13 protein-coding genes and 1 pseudogene are annotated in these 17,501 nt (G+C 61.4%); 8 read left to right on the forward strand and 6 right to left on the reverse strand.

All coding sequences use genetic code 11. The features are described from left to right. From A9762_RS24745 to mdeB, 4 genes are all read left to right on the forward strand, one after another. A partial coding sequence (locus A9762_RS24745; protein ID WP_069344643.1) for an amino acid ABC transporter permease occupies positions 1–567 on the forward strand: 567 nt, incomplete at its 5' end. Between the two features lie 2 nt (positions 568–569). Then, positions 570–1,322 carry an amino acid ABC transporter ATP-binding protein gene (locus tag A9762_RS24750; protein ID WP_069342549.1) on the forward strand — a complete coding sequence of 251 codons (753 nt, stop codon included), beginning with the start codon at positions 570–572 and terminating at the stop codon, positions 1,320–1,322. Then, positions 1,319–3,076 carry a biosynthetic-type acetolactate synthase large subunit gene (gene ilvB, locus A9762_RS24755; protein WP_083254271.1) on the forward strand — a complete coding sequence of 586 codons (1,758 nt, stop codon included), beginning with the start codon at positions 1,319–1,321 and terminating at the stop codon, positions 3,074–3,076. Before A9762_RS24750 ends, ilvB begins: the two co-directional genes overlap by 4 nt. 98 nt (positions 3,077–3,174) lie before the next feature. Next, on the forward strand, positions 3,175–5,838 hold the full coding sequence (gene mdeB / locus A9762_RS24760; RefSeq protein ID WP_069344644.1) for an alpha-ketoglutarate dehydrogenase: 2,664 nt from the start codon (positions 3,175–3,177) through the stop codon (positions 5,836–5,838). 70 nt (positions 5,839–5,908) lie between these two features. Here mdeB and A9762_RS24765 read toward each other — a convergent pair whose 3' ends face one another. Beyond that, positions 5,909–6,784 carry an aldo/keto reductase family oxidoreductase gene (locus A9762_RS24765; RefSeq protein ID WP_069344645.1) on the reverse strand — a complete coding sequence of 292 codons (876 nt, stop codon included), beginning with the start codon at positions 6,782–6,784 and terminating at the stop codon, positions 5,909–5,911. Positions 6,785–6,877: 93 nt separating this feature from the next. Here A9762_RS24765 and A9762_RS24770 point away from each other — a divergent pair, with 93 nt between their 5' ends. Continuing rightward, complete coding sequence (locus A9762_RS24770) at positions 6,878–7,783, forward strand: LysR family transcriptional regulator (RefSeq protein WP_069344646.1); 906 nt, start codon at positions 6,878–6,880, stop codon at positions 7,781–7,783. A 43-nt stretch (positions 7,784–7,826) separates the two neighbouring features. Here the strand turns inward: A9762_RS24770 and A9762_RS24775 are convergent, their stop codons facing one another. From A9762_RS24775 to A9762_RS24785, 3 genes are all read right to left on the reverse strand, one after another. Next, entirely contained in the window at positions 7,827–8,861 is a 1,035-nt protein-coding gene (locus A9762_RS24775; RefSeq protein WP_069344647.1) for an aldehyde reductase, read from the reverse strand. Further along, the gene (locus tag A9762_RS24780; RefSeq protein WP_170836317.1) at positions 8,861–9,802 is read right to left on the reverse strand and encodes an AraC family transcriptional regulator; all 942 of its coding nucleotides are present in this window, start codon (positions 9,800–9,802) and stop codon (positions 8,861–8,863) included. Before A9762_RS24780 ends, A9762_RS24775 begins: the two co-directional genes overlap by 1 nt. A gap of 115 nt (positions 9,803–9,917) precedes the next feature. Next, positions 9,918–10,928, reverse strand: a complete 1,011-nt coding sequence (locus A9762_RS24785) for a GlxA family transcriptional regulator (RefSeq protein WP_069344649.1) — start codon at positions 10,926–10,928, stop codon at positions 9,918–9,920. An 84-nt stretch (positions 10,929–11,012) separates the two neighbouring features. Here A9762_RS24785 and A9762_RS24790 point away from each other — a divergent pair, with 84 nt between their 5' ends. Both A9762_RS24790 and A9762_RS24795 read left to right on the forward strand, forming a co-directional pair. Then, a complete protein-coding gene (locus A9762_RS24790) occupies positions 11,013–11,666 on the forward strand; it encodes a DJ-1/PfpI family protein (RefSeq protein WP_256388789.1) in 654 nt (217 codons plus the stop codon). A gap of 72 nt (positions 11,667–11,738) precedes the next feature. Continuing rightward, positions 11,739–13,055 (forward strand): MFS transporter, encoded by a 1,317-nt coding sequence (locus A9762_RS24795; RefSeq protein ID WP_083254272.1) that lies wholly within the window; start codon positions 11,739–11,741, stop codon positions 13,053–13,055. Between the two features lie 52 nt (positions 13,056–13,107). Here the strand turns inward: A9762_RS24795 and A9762_RS24800 are convergent, their stop codons facing one another. Together A9762_RS24800 and A9762_RS24805 are read right to left on the reverse strand one after the other, a co-directional pair. Beyond that, complete coding sequence (locus tag A9762_RS24800) at positions 13,108–15,051, reverse strand: ATP-binding protein (RefSeq protein ID WP_170836318.1); 1,944 nt, start codon at positions 15,049–15,051, stop codon at positions 13,108–13,110. Positions 15,052–15,068: 17 nt separating this feature from the next. After that, on the reverse strand, positions 15,069–15,791 hold the full coding sequence (locus A9762_RS24805) for a response regulator transcription factor (RefSeq protein ID WP_069344652.1): 723 nt from the start codon (positions 15,789–15,791) through the stop codon (positions 15,069–15,071). Positions 15,792–16,104: 313 nt separating this feature from the next. On the opposite strand from A9762_RS24805, the pseudogene A9762_RS24810 reads away from it, so the two are divergent. Next, positions 16,105–17,501: pseudogene (locus A9762_RS24810) on the forward strand (autotransporter outer membrane beta-barrel domain-containing protein); the annotation flags it as partial.

Consider the following 17,501-nt stretch of genomic DNA (forward strand, 5'->3'; position numbering starts at 1 on the left):
GTGATTTTCGGGCTGTGCCGCACGAGCCCGTTCGCAGTGCTGCGGGTGCCCGTCACCGCCCTGGTCTTTGCCGTGAGGGGAACGCCATTGCTGATGGTGATCTTCTGGGCGTATTTTCTGCTGCCGTCGGTGACGGGCCATCGCACGGACCAATTCAGCACGATGCTTGTCTCGCTTGTCATCTTCGACGGCGCATATCTCGCAGAAATCGTACGGGCGGGGATTCAGGGCTTGCCGCGCGGGCAAATGGAAAGCGCCAGGTCGCTAGGATTCAGCTACATGGACGCGATGCTCAAAATCATCCTTCCACAGGCGCTGCGCAACATGCTTCCGTCACTGCTGAATCAGTTGGTGTCGACGATAAAGGAAACCTCCCTCGGCTACATCATCAGCCTGCCGGAGCTGTCATTCATCGCAAGTCAGATATCTGCGCAGGTCGTGTCGAAATCTGTCGAGGTCTATCTGATTCTGGGAATCAGCTACTTCCTCATGTGCTTCGCGTTGACCCGCTCGGCATTCACACTGGAAAAGCGGCTCGCGATTCGCACCGCTTCGTCAAAGGTCTAAAGATGATCAAGATTGAGAGTGTCAACAAGTGGTACGGCGATTATCACGCCCTTGTCGACGTGAGCGAAGTGATTTCCAAAGGCGAGGTTGTGGTGATTTGCGGCCCGTCGGGCTCTGGAAAATCGACACTGATCCGGACGTTGAACCGCCTCGAGATGATCCAGTCCGGCTCGATTCACGTCGATGGAAAAAACATCTATGAGCGTGGCATCGACGTGAATGCATTGCGTAGCAACATCGGTTTCGTGTTTCAGCAGTTCAATCTTTTCCCGCACCTGAGTGTGCTGGAAAACTGCATCATGGCCCCGATGCGTCTGCGTCGGCAGAGCAGGAAAGACGCCGTTGCGTTCGCCATGAGTCTGCTCGAACGCGTCGGCTTGCCAAGCAAAGCGGCGTCGTATCCCTCGCAACTCTCGGGCGGGCAGCAGCAGCGCGTGGCGATTGCACGCGCGCTGGCGATGCGTCCTCCCGTCATGTTGTTTGATGAGCCGACATCCGCGCTTGATCCCGAGATGGTCAACGAAGTGCTTCAGGTCATGAAGGGGTTGGCCAAAGATGGAATGACGATGGTTTGCGTGACGCACGAGATGTCTTTCGCGCGAGAAGTTTCCGATCGCATCCTCTTCATGGATCAGGGCTGCATTGTCGAGCGCGCAGAGCCAAGTCGCTTCTTCCGATCTCCGGAAAGCCCACGTGCCCGGAAATTCCTGGCGGACATCAGGTTGCCGATGAACGACACTTGCCTGTCATCATGAAGACTGAAGTCGTGAAATCAGCGTACACGGCAGGTGCGTGCGAACAGGCCCGCCTTACCAGGATAAGCGGTGCGAGGATGGTGCTCGAAGCGCTTGCGAGGGAAGACGTCGATACGATCTGGGGCTATCCCGGTGGCGCAGTCCTGCCGTTCTATGACGCGCTGGGGCAGCAAGAAAAGATCGAGCATATTCTCGTGCGTCACGAGCAAGCAGCCGTTCACGCTGCGGATGGATACGCCCGGGCGACTGGCAAGGTTGGCGTCGCTTTAGTGACGTCGGGCCCAGGGGTCACGAACGCCGTTACGGGAATTGCGACGGCCTATTTCGATTCCATTGCGCTGGTTGTCATCTCGGGCAATGTGCCGCTCTCGGTGATTGGGCAAGATGCCTTTCAGGAGTGCGACGCCGTTGGCATTACGAGATCTGTCGTCAAACACAGTTTTCTCGTTCGTCGAGTCGAGGATATCCCGGCGACGATGAAGAAGGCATTTCATATTGCCAGGACGGGACGCCCAGGCCCGGTGCATGTGGACGTACCGAAGGACGTCGCAGCGGCCATCGGTGAGTTTCACTATCCCGACCGGTTGGCGTTGCGCTCCTATCGGCCCGCGTCGGATGGGCATTCCGGGCATATTCGTCAGGCTGCGAGGCTGTTGCGCGAGGCCAGGGCGCCGCTGATCTACACAGGGGGCGGGGTCATCGCATCCGAGTCGGCAAGTGAGGTCATCGAACTCGCCTCGCTGCTCGATGCGCCCGTTACCAGCACGTTGATGGGACTCGGCGCATTTCCTGCATCGGATTCCCGTTTCATCGGCATGCCCGGAATGCACGGCACCTATGAGGCGAATCAGGCGATGCAGGCCTGCGACGTGGTGATCGCCATCGGTGCACGTTTCGACGATCGGGTCATCGGCAACGTCGACGATTTCTGCTCACGCTCACGCGAGATCATTCACATCGATATCGATCCCGCGTCTATCGCGAAACGGGTGCGTCCTACGGTGCCGATTGTGGGAGACGCGCGGTGTGTCGTTGCAGAGCTGAACCGAGTGCTGCGGCATGACGGCGCCGCGAATGCATCGCGCGACAGCTGGTGGGCACAAATCGCGACGTGGCGTGCTCGACAGTGTCTCGCTTACGCCGACACCGGCGACATCATCAAGCCACAGTTCGTTATCGAGACGATTTTTTCGCTCACCGGAGGCAATGCATTCGTCTGCGCCGACGTCGGGCAACACCAGATGTGGACGGCACAGTACTTCGGTTTCGATCGACCGCGGCGATGGGTGAATTCCGGTGGATTGGGGACCATGGGCGTCGGTCTTCCGTTCGCGATGGGGGTGAAACGCGCATTTCCCGATGAGGACGTGTTCACGGTGACAGGCGACGGATCCATACAGATGTGCATTCAGGAACTTTCTACCTGTCGTCAATACGATCTTCCTATCAAGATTGCCTCGCTGAATAACGGTCATCTTGGCATGGTCAAGCAACTTCAGGATGTGGAGTACGAGAAACGCCGCTCACACTCCTACATGGAAGCGCTTCCCGATTTTGCCGCGTTGGCCCGTGCTTACGGGCACATCGGGTTCAGGGTTGACCGACGCGCCGACGTGGAGGGCGCGATTCGCGAGGCGATCGCGATGAAGGATCGCACCGTCTTCATAGATTTTCATGTCGATCCGGCGGCGGATGTCTGGCCGATGGTGCGTAGCGGTCATGGACTGCAGGACATGCTGCTTCCGTCGATTTGATTTCCTTCGACCGGACTTCAATCAAGCCGGTCAACGCGGGATTGCCCGATGCGATCGGGCGACAACACGCCGGCATCCTTCAATATTGAGAGAGACAAATGAGTCATCAAGCGGCTGAAGCGCGACAACCCCATGACGAAGACGAACAGGAGACCCGTGAGTGGTTGGACTCACTCGATTCCGTGCTGAAGTACGGCGGTCCGGAGCGTGCCAGATTTTTGCTGGATAAACTTGAAGCTCATGCAAGAAACCTCAAGATCCAGCGGGGTAGCGCACCGTACTCGGCCTATCAAAATACGATTTCTGCGGACGAGCAGCCGCGCTATCCCGGTGACTTGGCGCTGGAGCAGCGGCTCACGTCCATCATGCGATGGAATGCGCTGGCCATGGTGGTGCGTGCAAACAAGTCGTACGGCGAACTGGGCGGGCACATTGCAAGCTACGCGTCGGCGGCAGAGTTGTTCGAGGTTGGGTTCAATCATTTTTTCCATGCCGACGGGCCGCAGGGCAAGGGGGATCTCGTGTACTTCCAGCCGCACTCCGCGCCGGGCGTCTATGCGCGCGCCTATCTGGAGGGGCGTTTAAGCGAGAGCGCGTTGGCGAACTATCGCCAGGAAGTCGGCAAGCAGGGGCTGTGCTCGTACCCGCATCCCTGGTTGATGCCCGATTTTTGGCAATTCCCCACGGGGTCGATGGGCATTGGTCCCATCAGCGCTATTTATCAGGCGCGCTTCTTGCGCTACCTCGAAAACCGCAAGATTTCCGATACCGGCACCCGTAGAGTGTGGGGCGTTTTCGGTGATGGCGAAATGGACGAGCCGGAATCCATTGCGGCACTCCCGCTCGCCGCCCGCGAAAAACTCGACAATCTGACCTTCATCATCAACTGCAACCTGCAACGGCTCGATGGCCCTGTTCGCGGCAATGGCCAGGTCATCAACGAACTGGAGGCGCTGTTCTCGGGCGCCGGATGGAACGTCATCAAGGTGATCTGGGGATCGGAGTGGGATGCGCTGTTTGCGCGCGACAAGAACTATGCGCTGTTGCGCCGCTTCTCGACGATGGTGGATGGGGAGTATCAGACACTCGGCGCGAAGGACGGCGAGTACAACTTGTCGCACTTCTTCGACACGGATCCCGAACTCAAGGCGCTGGTGAGTGAATTGACGACCGCGGAAATCGACGGATTGCGCCGTGGCGGCCACGATTTCAAGAAGCTTTACGCTGCATACAAAGCCGCGACTGAGCATAAAGGCCGGCCAACCGTTGTTCTCGCAAAGACGAAGAAGGGATTCGGGATGGGGGATGCCGGCGAGTCCCGGATGACGGCTCACCAACAGAAGAAGCTGGACGTCGATGCGCTGTACGCCTTTCGCGATCGCTTTTCCATTCCGCTGGACGATCAGGCCGTCGGTGAAATGCGCTTCTATTGCCCCGCCGAATCGACGCCGGAATTTGCGTACCTGCATGCGCGTCGAGCGTCGCTGGGGGGCTATCTGCCGCAACGCGCCCGCGAGGCTGAGCCTGTTGTGGTGCCGTCGCTGGATGCATTCGGGAAGTTTGCATTGACGGGGGACGAGCGTGAGACATCCACTACGACTTGCCTCGTGCGGTTGTTCACTAATCTGATCAAAGACAAGACGATCGGACCTCGCGTTGTCCCGATTGTTGCTGACGAGGCGCGCACTTTCGGCATGGCGAGTCTGTTTCGTCAGATCGGGATTTACTCGCCTGTCGGTCAGATGTACGAGCCGGAAGACGCAGGCTCCATGCTGTTTTACAAGGAAGCGGTCGACGGGCAGTTGCTGGAGGAGGGGATTACCGAGGCCGGTGCCATTGCGTCATGGACGGCTGCGGCGACGTCTTACAGCGTCAACGGTGTGCCCATGCTGCCGTTCTACATCTACTACTCGATGTTTGGTTTCCAGCGTGTGGGAGATCTGATCTGGGCGGCTGCCGATCAACGTGCGAGAGGCTTTCTCATTGGCGCAACGTCAGGCAAAACGACGCTTGCCGGCGAAGGGTTGCAGCACCAGGACGGCACAAGCCATGTCGTGGCGGCGACGGTGCCTAACTGCCGCGCCTATGATCCAGCGTTCGCTGGCGAGGCTGCGGTGATCGTCCATTACGGCGCCAGGCGCATGATGGAAGAGCAGGCAGACGAGTTCTACTACATCACCGTCGGCAACGAGAATTATCCTCAGGCGCCACTGGCGGACGATCAGCACGAGGCGGTTATCAAGGGCATGTATCGCTTCCGGGAACTGTCTCCGAAAAATGACGTTGCAGGCAAGCGCGTGAGACTGCTGGGGGCGGGCGCAATCTTACGTGAAGTCATTGCCGCAGGTGAAGTGCTGGCCGAGCAGTGGGGGATCGGCGTGGAAATCTGGAGTGTGACCAGCTTCTCCGAGCTGGCTCGCGACGCGCGTGAGTGCGAACGGTTGGGCTTGTTCAGCGGCGAGTCGAAGCGCCAGTCATATGTCGATACTTGCCTGGCCGGCGATGTGCCGATCATTGCGGCGACGGACTACGTCCGGGCCTACCCGCAGCTCATCGCGTCCTATATCCGTGCGCCATATACGGTGCTTGGGACCGATGGTTTCGGGCGGAGCGACACTCGCGCACGTCTGCGAGGATACTTTGAGGTTGATCGAGATCATATCGTCGCGGCCGCAGTCAGGGCGGTGAAGCCCGAATGTCATCAAGAGGTGCTCGAACGCTACGGAATCACGGCTGACGAGGTGGGGCCGTGGGAAATGTAGAGGTTGCTTGTCCGGCTTAAGGGCTTCGGGCGCCCCCGGAGGCGTGGGGGCGTCCTGCCGCATATTGACCTTAGTGCGTTGAATCCACCATGCCATCAAGTGCTGCGATGGCGTCATCGGGCAATACGAGTTCTGCGGCTGCCATGTTTTCCCGCAAGTGTGTTACCGAGGACGTACCCGGAATCAGCAGAATGTTGGGGGATCGGCGCAGTAGCCACGCTAACGCAACCTGCATCGGTGTGGCTTGCAATCGTGCCGCTACCTCGGACAGCGTGGTCGACTGCAGTGGCGAGAAGCCGCCCAGTGGAAAGAACGGTACATAGGCGATTTTTTCGTGCGCTAACACGTCGATCAATGCGTCGTCATCCCGATGAGCAAGGTTGTATTGATTTTGCACACAAACGATCGGGCAGATACGTTGTCCCTCCTTTATCTGCGCGCTGGTGACGCTGCTCAGGCCGATATGACGAATCAAGCCGCGTTGCTGTAGTTCGGCCAGCACCGTCAGTTGCGCTTCGATAGAGCCTTCCGCCGGGCCATGCACGCTGAACATGCAGCGCAGGTTGACGACATCCAGAACATCCACGCCAAGATTGCGCAGGTTGTCATGCACGGCCTGCGTTAGCTCGTCCCTCGACATTGCCGGCAGCCATGCGCCATCAGAACCACGCTTCGCACCAATCTTGGTCACGATCGTCAGATCGTTGCGATACGGGTGCAGTGCTTGCTGGATGATCTGATTGGTGATGTGCGGCCCATAGAAGTCGCTGGTGTCGATATGGTTGACCCCGAGTTCGACAGCTTCCTGCAACACGGCCACGGCCGCGTGACGATCCTTCGGTGGGCCAAAGACGCCGGCGCCGGCTAGTTGCATGGCACCGTAGCCAAGGCGATGGACGTGGCGACTACCGAGTGGGTATGAACCGGATTTTTCGATGTTGGGCATGTGTGTTCTCCAAAGACGTGCAGGTAATGTAGGGCCGAATCTCTTGTGCGACAATTCCACATAACCTGGACGGGCTGTGCGGATTTCCGAACAATGAAAATTGACCTGAACGACTTGAATGCATTCGCGGCTGTTGCGCGGGCAAAGGGATTCAGAGATGGTGCGCGTCTTAGCGGAAGCAGTGCTTCCAGCTTGAGTGAGGCCGTGCGTCGCCTGGAATCGCAACTTGGTGTCCGTTTGCTCAATCGCACCACGCGTAGCGTGATGCCCACCGAAGCGGGCCAACGTTTGCTGGAAAGATTGACGCCGGCGTTGGATGAGGTGGAGGCTGCCATTGATGTGGTCAACCAGTTCCGTAGCCGACCGATGGGCACGCTGCGACTGAATGTGCCGGTCAGTGCTGCGAAACTGGTCTTGCCCTCAATGCTTCCGGCCTTTCTTGCCGCCTACCCGGATGTTCGCGTTGAAGTGATAACCGACGAGAGTTTCGTCGATGTGATTGCTGCCGGTTGCGATGCCGGCATCCGCTATGAGGAACGGTTGGAGCAGGACATGATCGCGGTTCCGATAGGTCCACGCGTACAGCGTCTGGCCGCCGCAGCAGCACCCGCCTATCTGGATCGACGCGGTCGTCCAAAACATCCGAAGGAACTCCTGAATCACGCCTGCATCCGTGGCCGTTTCAGCAGCGGGACCATCTACCCATGGGAATTTGAGCGCAATGGCAAGGTGATTGTGGTCGATCCCGATGGTCCGCTCATCGTCCATGTGGGCGGTGCCGTGGATCTGGCTGTCGATGCGGCAGTCGCCGGAACTGGCGTTATCTATCTATTTGAGGATTGGCTACGCCCTCATTTCACGACCGGCGCGCTTGAACCGATTCTGGAATCGTGGTGGCAATCCTTCTCGGGGCCATTTCTCTATTACTCGGGCCGGCAACTGGTGCCGGCGCCACTCAAGGCGTTTATCGATTTCGTTCGGACTGTGCCGTTCCAATGAGTCCGCGGCACATCGTGCCGCCGCCGGCTTTGTGGCAGGCAACCTACTGCCCGGCGTTGCCGCTTGCCACGATGCTACGTGCTGCGGCAATGATGGCTTCGCGAGGTTCGCGTGGCGTCCATCCCAGCATTCGCCGCGCTTTTTCGTTCGAGGTCTGCTTCGCGTATCCAAGGTCGTGAACAAAGGCCTGGAATCGATTCGAGAAGCGCGCGCCGATCCGGATGATGAAGCTCGGGAGGGTGCGGGTCGGAACGCGGCTGGCGGCGCTGCCGAGCGAGGCCTTGATGGTCGCGGCGATATCCTTCAACGCGAGCGCTGGACCGTTGGAGAGAAGAAAGCGTTCACCTGCCGCGTTAGGGGACACCGCGGCCAACAGGTGAGCACGGGCGACGTCACGCACATCCACGATCGGGATGTAGATGTCGGGCAGCGCCGGCATCTCGCGTTCAAGCATCATCTGAATGATGTGATTGGCGCCGGAGATCTCTTTGCCCACCATCGGCCCCATCACGGCGACCGGCAGCATGGTGACGAGCTGGAGTGCCCCGCCTTCTTGCTCGATGAAGTCCCATGCGGCGCGCTCGGCAAGCGTCTTGCTCTTCCCGTAGGCGTCAACGCCCGGGCCATTCAGGCGCGTCCAGTCCAGTTCGGTGAAGGCGCGGTTTGTATGCGGGTGTCCCCAACTGACGGCGTGGAATGCCGACGTCAGCACAACGCGCCTGACGCCCGCATCGCGGGCGGCTTTCAACACGCGTAGGGTGCCCTCGCATGCCGGGACGATCACGTCGTCTTCGTTCTCAACGTGCCCGGGTTGCACGGGCGAGGCGATATGCAACACGAAATCGATGTCGGTGGCGGCGCTCGCCCATCCCTCGTCGCGAAGCAGGTCGGCGGCCACGAAGTGCAGATTGTCTTCGTGCAGCATGCCCCGGGCGCGCAGCGTAGCACGCACTGCCGCTTCCTTGTCCAGCGACCGAAGGGTGGCGCGGACCCGATAGCCCTGCGCCAGAAGTTGGAGAATGCAGTGTCCGGCGATGAAGCCTGAACCGCCGGTGACGAGTACGCGCTGCTGGGACATCAGAGGGATCCTTGTGAACGGGTATGACGATCGCGCCAGCGTAGTGGCGTGGTTTGCTCCCACACCCGGAAGGCACGCAGGAACGAATTAGGCTCCACGAAGCCGAGCAGCATGGCGATCGCCACCGGGTCGAGTTCTGTGTTGAGCAGCAGGCGGCGTGCGGTCGTTCGCCTGACGTCGCCCAATTGCGCCTGGAAACTGGTATTCGATTCGTCGAGACGACGTTGCATCGTGCGACTGCTGACCAGCAACCGGCCGGCGACCGCAGTGAGGCTCGGCGTGCGCCCCTCACTGAGTTGTCGCGCGATGGCAACGCGTACGTCGGCCACTAATGACGAGTCTTGTCCGCCAGTGCGCAACTGCTTTTCCAGACCGTCGATCAAACGATGAAACGCACCGTCGTTCGCAGTGACGAATGGCATGTCGAGCGCGGACCGTTCGAACACCATGAAATCGTGCGTCGCCCGAAAGTCGATGGGGCAGCCAAAGTGGCGCGCGAGCAGACGTTGGTCCGAGGGCGCCCGAGCCAGAGCCAGGCGAATGGGCGCGATGCCACCCGCCGTGCCCCGTCGTGCGAGTTCGCGAAGGGCCGCCATCGTCGTATCCACCAGCAATCGCGGCACCGAGCGGGTGGCCTGTAGCCAGTGATAGTGCACTCGCACTTCGTTCCCCGACACTTCCACCTCGACGCGTTCGGGGCAGGTCAGGCGCTTGTATCGGGCGAGGTTGGCGAGTGCACTTCGAAAGCACGGCGCGTGCAGCGCGACCATGGAGCCCGTGGCGTAGCCGCCTTCGATACTCTTGACTCCGAAATGCAGGCCCGCGGCACGATCTTCCAGCACGTCGTCGGCGGCTTCCCAGAGGCGGAAAAAGTCGCTCGTATCGAACGTCGTCGCCACCGCGATGCCCGCGTAGGTACACAGGTCCTCGATGCTCGGCAATCCGAGTCTCGTCAGCAGGTTGGGAGAGAACGAAAACGTATCGGCGCTGTACATGTTCAAAGTTTAGGTGCGATGGATAGGGCTCACAAATCCGATCACGCCAAATTGAGCGCGCTTAAGCGTCGTCCTGCTGACGTCCGAAATGGCTGCGAAACGCCTTGGGGGGCAGGCCGAACTTGCGCTGGAACAGGCGGCGCATCTGTTCCTCCGACGTGAAGCCACAGCGATCGGCAATCAGCATGAGGCCGCTGGTCGTCGTCTCCAGCATCAGGCGGGCTCGGGATATCCGGACTTCCTGCACGGCGGCATAAGGCGAGCAGCCCATCGCGAGACGGAAACGTCGTTGAAAGGTCTGCGGCGTCTGGCCCATTTCGGCCGCAAGCTCCTCTACGCCCCAGCGCTTGTGCAGGCTGGCGGCCACCTTGGTCATCAGCGACGAGAATGCCGTGTCCCCCGCGCTTTCCTGCATCAACAACGTTTCGCTGAATTGCGCCTGACCGCCGGGCCGTCGCAGGTACACCACCAACTTTCTGGCGATGGCTGCGGCGACCGGGTAGCCGACGTCGCTCTCCACCAATGCCAGCGCCAGGTCGATGCCCGCGGTCACACCGGCAGACGTCCACACGTTGCCGTCGTTCACGAAAATCGGCGTCGTCTCGACGGTGATGTTCGGATAGGCGGCCTGCAAGGCGTCGCATCGTCCCCAATGCGTGGTCGCGCGACGCCCATCGAGAACCCCGGCTGCGGCGAGCAGAAACGCGCCCGTGCAAACCGAGCAAATCCTTCGCACCTTGTTGCGCGCGTTGGCGATGGCGTTGGTGAGTGTGGGATCGCCACATGCCGCATCGACACCGGGGCCGCCCGGGATCAGGATCGTATCCGCCGCCGAGATGGCTTCCAGACCTTCCTCCACAAAGATATCCGGGCCGGCACTGGCCCGGACACGCCCGGGCCGGGCCGCCACCGTTGTCAGCACATAAGGCGGGGCGGGCGAGTCCCGGTTCGCGAGCGCAAAAACCTGCATGGGACCGGTCAGGTCGAGCGGCTGATATCCGTCGTACACGACGAAAACGATGCGACGTGGCAGGGGTGACGGGAAAGGTGGGGTGTTTGTGTTTTTTTCCATTTCTCGCCTCCTAGAATCAGGGCATCCATTTCCGATGTGAGGCTTGATGTTATGACGGATGCACCGTTCTGTGTCGGCGTAGTGATGTTCCCTGGCATGACCCAACTGGATATGACCGGCCCGCTTGAAGTGCTGAGTGCCGTGCCCGGCTGGACGGTCGATCTTGTCGGCGAAGACTTGTCGCCGGTGACGTGCGGGCGTGGGTTTCAGTTCATGCCGACGACGGATTTTTCTCACGCGCCTCAGTACAACTTGCTCGTCGTTCCGGGCGGCCCGGGCGTCGATCACGCCATGCTGAATCCGAAGATCGTGACGTTCATTCGCGAGCAGGCGGCGCATAGCGACTATGTGTTCGGCATCTGCACCGGCTCGCTCCTGCTGGGCGCCGCGGGATGCCTGAAGGGCGTTCATGCCAGTTGCCATTGGCAGGCGGTGGAGTTTCTGACGCACTTCGGCGCGATTCCCAGTCGCCAGCGAATGACGATCGACGGTCGTTTCTTTACGTCCGGCGGCGTGACCGCAGGGATCGATATGGCCTTGAAAGTGGTTGGCGAGTTGGTCGGCGAGACGGTCGCGCAAGGCATCCAGTTGCTTCTGGAGTACGACCCTGAACCGCCCTTTAACGCAGGCACGCCGGAAGTCGCGCCGCGGGCCGTCGTGGAGCGGCTGAAAGATGCCAGCGCCCAGCGCCGTGAGAATCGGCTGAAGGCAGTGCTGAAGGCGTCGCAATCGATGTGATGCGCCCCAGCCCGGGCAAGAGACTGATAAGCGCTTGCGAGCGCGCACGAAGACACGGACAGGAGGCGCCCGATGAGCGCAAATCACTGGGTAGCGGATGCATCGCAGGATAGCGAAAGAAGCAATGCGGCTGAGGCGGGAAAGCAGGTCGACTGGCGCACGATCTTTCTCGCCAGCGTAGGTGGCGGGCTGGAGTTCTACGACTTCATCGTCTACGGCATTTTCGCGCCCTATGTCGCTAAGGCGTTTTTCCCGACAGGAAACGGCGCCACGTCGATGATGGCGACATTCGCCGCCTTCGCGGTGGGATACCTCGCCAGACCGCTTGGCGGGTTGGTACTCAGCCACATCGGCGACAGGTTCGGTCGCCGGGCGGCATTCCAGATATCGCTCGTCCTGATGACGCTGACCACTGCCGGTATGGCGCTCATGCCCAGTTATCAATCGATCGGTTTGACGGCGAGCATTGCGTTCGTCGCACTGCGATTTGTCCAGGGGGCCTGTATCGGTGGCGAGTTGCCCGGCGCCATCGCCTATGTCGTCGAGTCGGCGCCCTCGCGCAGCGGGCTGGCGTGCGGGGTGATGTTCTCGTGTGTGAACTCGGGGAGCCTGCTCGCGACGCTCGTGAGCATCGGATTGCATGCGACGTTAGCCGAGGCGGATATGTCGACGTACGGATGGCGCATCGCCTTTCTCATCGGCGGTGGGCTTGGGGCGCTCGGGGCGTTGATGCGCCGTGATCTGCGCGAGACGGCGCTGTTCATGGCGATCAAGCATCAGAAGCGCACGAAGCTCCCTGCGATTGAAGTCCTGCAACGTCATTGGCCGCAAGTGGTGGCGGCGATCGGCATCGTCGGCCTCAATCAGGCGCTCATTGCGCTGCTGACGGTGGCGATGGTTCCTTATCTCACGCAAGTGGCAGCGTTCACTCCCGACGCGGCGAGCAAGCTCGTGATGCTGGCCATCGCCACGATGTCGGTCTTTATCGTGGTCTTCGGCTGGCTGAGTGATGTCGTCGGGAAATCGTGGATCTATATGACGGGGGCGCTGCTGATCGCCGTCGGCGGGTATCCGTTCTATGTCGTGCTGGTGAGCGGCGCGATCCATCCGTATGCGGTGTTCGGTCTGGCGGCGCTGATTGCATCGCTCGTCGCCGGAACGTTCGGCGCGCTCGCTTCGGATCTGTTTCCGACGAACCTTCGGTTCAGTGGGTTGGCGATGTCTTACAACATCGCGGCCGCCCTGCTCGGGGGATTCACACCGCTTGCGACATCGCTGCTCACCAGTACGACAAAAGACCGCGCCGCACCCGGGTTGTTTATCGCGGCGGTATCGGTGATCGGTTTTCTCTGCGTTGTCGCCGTGGCGCGCCGTTCGCGAGCGAACTGATGTCGAGGGGGCGCTTGAATCCTGGGCGAAACGGCGGCTGACAAGCCACGTGTCAGCGGCGGTCGAATTGCACCATCACGACCGTCGCATCGTTTTCGCGTCGCAGTGTGAGCGAGCCCCCCAATCGTTGTGCGCGCCGATGCATGCTGTTGAGGCCGGTGCCGTGAAGATGCCCCGTCTCCGAGGCGTCGGTATGCATTCGCGTGCCGTTCATGTCGAAACCGATACCGTTGTCCTCGACACGTAAGGTGATCTGGCTGCCGTCGTGGCGCAGTTCGACAATGACACGGGTTGCCCGCGCGTGCTTGAGCACATTGGTCAGCGTCTCCTGAAGAATGCGCAACAGCTCCAGCGACTGCGCGGCGCTCAGCACGCATTGCGAGATGCCGTCGAGCCGCCAGATGCACTCGATATTCTGGGTCTCGAAGAGCACCGAGATCCGATGCCGCAATGGCGCAATCTGCTCGACGAGCGCCAACTCGCCTTGCTGATGCGTGGCTGCCGTGTCGATGACGAAACGCAGCTCGTCGCGCATCTCCTTGAGTAACCCGAGAAAGCGCGCCGGCGGCAACGTGTGCGGTGCATGTTCGATGGCCGCGATGCTCGACACCAATGCGCCGCCCAGTCCGTCGTGCAGATCGTGGGCGAGATTCAGCCGCTCGGCGAGACGTGCGTTGACGACTTCGAGTTCGTGCTGACGGTTGAGCGTATGTGCCAGTTCCTCGCGTGCATTATCGATACCGACGCGCAGTTCGTCGTTGAACTGCGCGATTCTGCGTGAGTTCTCGGCAAAGCGCCTCGCCAGCACGATGGCCATGCCGATCATGAGCACCTGAGACGTTTGCGTCGTGTAATAGACGTTCGACGTGAGCACGCCGAAGTACACCAGAAAATCATGGGTGCCTGCGACGACGAAGGTCAACGCACACATCGAGACGATGCGCTGTTCCAGCCGGCGCTCCATCCAGGTGAGGACGAACAGCAGCACGCAACTCGCCAGATACGTCACGCCGGGGACGATGGCCCAGATCGCGCGCGACGTCTCGATACGATCGTGCGGCATGACGATCAGCCAGAGGGCGCCGGCGCCGAACGTTGTCCATAGCAAGGCTTCGATGCGCGGCATGCGTCGGCCGCAAAAGCGCAACACGTACATCGTGAAGCTGCCGCAGTAAGCGAGAAAGGCGATGGAGACGAAGATTTCCCATGCGTCGTTCGTGGCAAATGGCCACGGCCGGGTGACCACCTGATTGACGGCATAGAGCCACCAGGTGAGCGACATCACGCTGAACCAGCCGTAGGCCGATTCGTCACGACGATACAACCAGAGCATGCACACGAGTATGCCGAGGGTCAGCGTGATGGCGAGACTGAAGAGTTGCAGGTCACGCCGTATCCATTGTTCACGCTCGTAACGTTTGTGAACGACATCGGGACTTCCGCCGACGACCGGGCCAAGTCCGGGGCTGTACGCGGCAAGCCCCGAGACGCGCACGAGTAGCGTGTTGACGCCGGGACGCAGTGCCGGCGTGTCCAGAATCCGGTACCTCGGCGTGTTCCATGCCCGCGTGAGTGGCTCGACAAGTGAGTTGTCGCGCAGGATCAGAACATCGTTCAGATACACCGCACCCGCCATATTCAGGTATTCCAGCAGCAGGCCGCGTGGCTGCGGGTGCGCCGGTTCCCGCCACGTGAGCCGGTACCAGACCACGCCGTTGTAGTCGGGCCAGCGACGTGTCCAGACGTCGGGCAGCGTGACGTCGGTCCAGCCGACGTCGGGGGCACGCGGTGCAGTCCAGTTGAGGGCGTCGGGGTTCATGCCTGCAACGCCATCGCTCGTGGCGCGCACGGCTTCGATACGATCGAACGTCAGTGCGGTATTGTCGGGCGGACGTGTCTGTCCCTGTGCATCCGCGATGCCGGGGGCCAGGCCGATAAGACAGGCAAAGGTGATCAGACAGCGCAGAAGCAGTGACTTGCCTCGCGCCGCATGCATCGTGGCGATCCGGTAGATCAGGGCAGCAAGCCGAAGGTACGGGCTTCGAACACGGCCTGCGTGCGCGAGTTGACGGCGAGCTTCTTGTAGATGTTCTTGATATGGCATGCGACCGTGAGACTGGAGATATTGAGCAGTGCTGCAATCTCGCGGTTCGTCATGCCTTTGGCGACGAGCCCGAGAATCTCGATTTCTCGCGGGCTCAATGCCGGCACGGCCTCGGCCGTTGGCGACTGACCGGTGGCTGGCGGCGCCCCCGGTGAGCGTGGCGCCGGTCGGCTGACACCGACAAGGCTAAGAATATGCCTGGCAACAAAAGGATCGATCGGCGCACCCCCGCGCAGCGCGCTGCGGATCGAGAGCGCAATTTCCTCGTCGTCGCGCTCCTTGAGCAGATACCCGGTCGCGCCTGCCCTTAACGCACGCACAATGATCTGCTCCGTACTCCACGCGGAGATTACCAGAATCGGAAGGGCGGGATCGCTTTCATGCAGCTCGCCGATCAGATCGACGCCACTGCCGTCCGGCAGGCCGACGTCGACCAGAATCAGCGCACACGGCGTGCTGGCCAGATGCGCGCGCGCCTGCGCGAGGCTTCCCGCCAGACACACCATCTCATTGCGATAGCCCAGCGATTTCAAGATGCTGCACATGCGCGTTTGCGTCGCAGGATCGTCTTCCACGAGCAACAGCGGTCCGGGGAGCACCGGTTCGGCATCGACTGGCGGGCTGGCAAGCATGGCTTAGGGGTCCGGACAATGAGGAAGAGGGCAATGTCATGCAAATTAGCGCAACGCTATCCTATCGCCCATCCCCTAAACAGGCTAGGCGGCCTGCATTTACTCAATTCGGGGGATGCCGTACGCCCGCAACCGATGCTACGTTTCGCACAAACGGGTTCACGCTGCGCAAGGATCGACAAAACGCGAACGACATCGACGTGACACGGCGTGCGAATCCGGGAGTCGGGCATACGCTTTCGGATCGGGGGGCAGCGTGGGAGATCGGTTTTCCGCAAGGGCGGCGCCACGTCGCCTCAAGGCCATATGCGGCGTGGCAGGACTCATGCTCGCCGGGCCGGCCGTTGCGCAGACGTCCGGGCCGCTGTTCCTCGACTATCGCGGCGCCACGGGCGGGTGTTGTCACAATTCCAACGGTTACGACGGTGCGCCCGGTCAGATTGACGTGGAGCGCACACTCACTGGCCTGAACATTCTCTCGACGCAAGGGGCGACCGGCGTCGCCGTCGACGTGAGCGGCGGCAACGGCGGTAATGGCGACGACGTCAATGGCCGCAACCACTGGGGCGGCAGCGGCGGCTTCGGACGTATCGTCGACTTCGTTCTCGCGCAAAGCACCGTCATCAGCAACGGTTTTGGCGTCTCCGTCCTCTCCAAAGGGGGCGACGGCGGCCTGTGGGGGAATCGCGGTGAAGGCAACGGCAACGGCGGCAATGGCAATTTCGCACGCCTGACGCTCGATGGCGGCTCGGTGAGTTCCGTGGGCTATGGGCTGTCGGCGCAATCGATCGGCGGGAACGGACAGGCCAGCGCGATTCCTTGGGGACCGGGCGTGAACGGCGGGGTCGGGGGGAACGCCGGGGACGCCAGCGTGGTCGTGCGTGGCGGGGCCACCGTCATCGCGAGCGCCAGCGGCAACAATGGTGGCGCGGCCATTCGCGCCGAGTCGCTGGGTGGTCAGGGGGGATTGGGGATCGACGACTGGGAGGGCGGCTACGTGCTCTCCGGATGGGGCGGGAATGCGGGCAATGTCACCGTGTCGATGGCGAATGGCACCGTGACGGCGCACGGCGATGGCGAAGTCGGCGTGCTGGCGCGCTCCGTCGGCGGCAACGGCCCGAAACGTATGAGCGATAGTACGGATGTCAAAGGGTCGAACGGCGGCAACGCCGGGAATATCACGATCACGAACGGTGCAGCGATCTCGACCGACGGGGCCAACGCACCGGGCATTGCCGCCTACAGCCTCGGGGGCGACGGCGGCGATGGCGGCGGCGGGGTCACCGGTAACGGGTTTCAGGGCGGCGATGGCGGAACGCCGGGGTCCGTCACGCTCACCAACACCGGCAGTATCGCGACACGTGGCGTCGGCGCGATGGGGATACGGGTTTCGGTCGTCGGCGGCGCGGGCGGTAACGGTGGCGAGTCCGGCCCCTGGTCGGGACACGGCGGCAATGGCGGCGCGGGTGGCAACACCGGGAATATGGCCGTCGATATCAAGAACGACGGCACCATCATGACCTCGGGCAACGACGCCGTCGGTATTCTGGCGCACGCGGTCGGGGGCGGCGCCGGTGCCGCCGAGCTGAGTCAGGGGATCATGAACATCGGCGGCGGGTCCGGCGGCAATGGCGGCCTCGGCGGCAACATGACGCTCAGCAGCAACGGCTCGATTTTCACCACCGGCGATCAGAGCGCCGGTGTGCAGGA

The organism is Pandoraea sp. ISTKB, from assembly GCF_001721285.1.
In the GTDB taxonomy this organism is placed as follows: domain Bacteria; phylum Pseudomonadota; class Gammaproteobacteria; order Burkholderiales; family Burkholderiaceae; genus Pandoraea; species Pandoraea capi.

Bases quoted from the DNA above. Each gene is read 5' to 3' on its own strand.
- A9762_RS24790 (WP_256388789.1), top strand. From the start codon at position 11,013: ATGTTCCCTGGCATGACCCAACTGGATATGACCGGCCCGCTTGAAGTG.
- A9762_RS24750 (WP_069342549.1), top strand. From the start codon at position 570: ATGATCAAGATTGAGAGTGTCAACAAGTGGTACGGCGATTATCACGCC.
- A9762_RS24765 (WP_069344645.1), bottom strand. From the start codon at position 6,784: ATGCCCAACATCGAAAAATCCGGTTCATACCCACTCGGTAGTCGCCAC.
- A9762_RS24770 (WP_069344646.1), top strand. From the start codon at position 6,878: ATGAAAATTGACCTGAACGACTTGAATGCATTCGCGGCTGTTGCGCGG.
- mdeB (WP_069344644.1), top strand. From the start codon at position 3,175: ATGAGTCATCAAGCGGCTGAAGCGCGACAACCCCATGACGAAGACGAA.
- A9762_RS24785 (WP_069344649.1), bottom strand. From the start codon at position 10,928: ATGGAAAAAAACACAAACACCCCACCTTTCCCGTCACCCCTGCCACGT.
- A9762_RS24800 (WP_170836318.1), bottom strand. From the start codon at position 15,051: ATGCATGCGGCGCGAGGCAAGTCACTGCTTCTGCGCTGTCTGATCACC.
- A9762_RS24775 (WP_069344647.1), bottom strand. From the start codon at position 8,861: ATGTCCCAGCAGCGCGTACTCGTCACCGGCGGTTCAGGCTTCATCGCC.
- A9762_RS24795 (WP_083254272.1), top strand. From the start codon at position 11,739: ATGAGCGCAAATCACTGGGTAGCGGATGCATCGCAGGATAGCGAAAGA.
- ilvB (WP_083254271.1), top strand. From the start codon at position 1,319: ATGAAGACTGAAGTCGTGAAATCAGCGTACACGGCAGGTGCGTGCGAA.
- A9762_RS24805 (WP_069344652.1), bottom strand. From the start codon at position 15,791: ATGCTTGCCAGCCCGCCAGTCGATGCCGAACCGGTGCTCCCCGGACCG.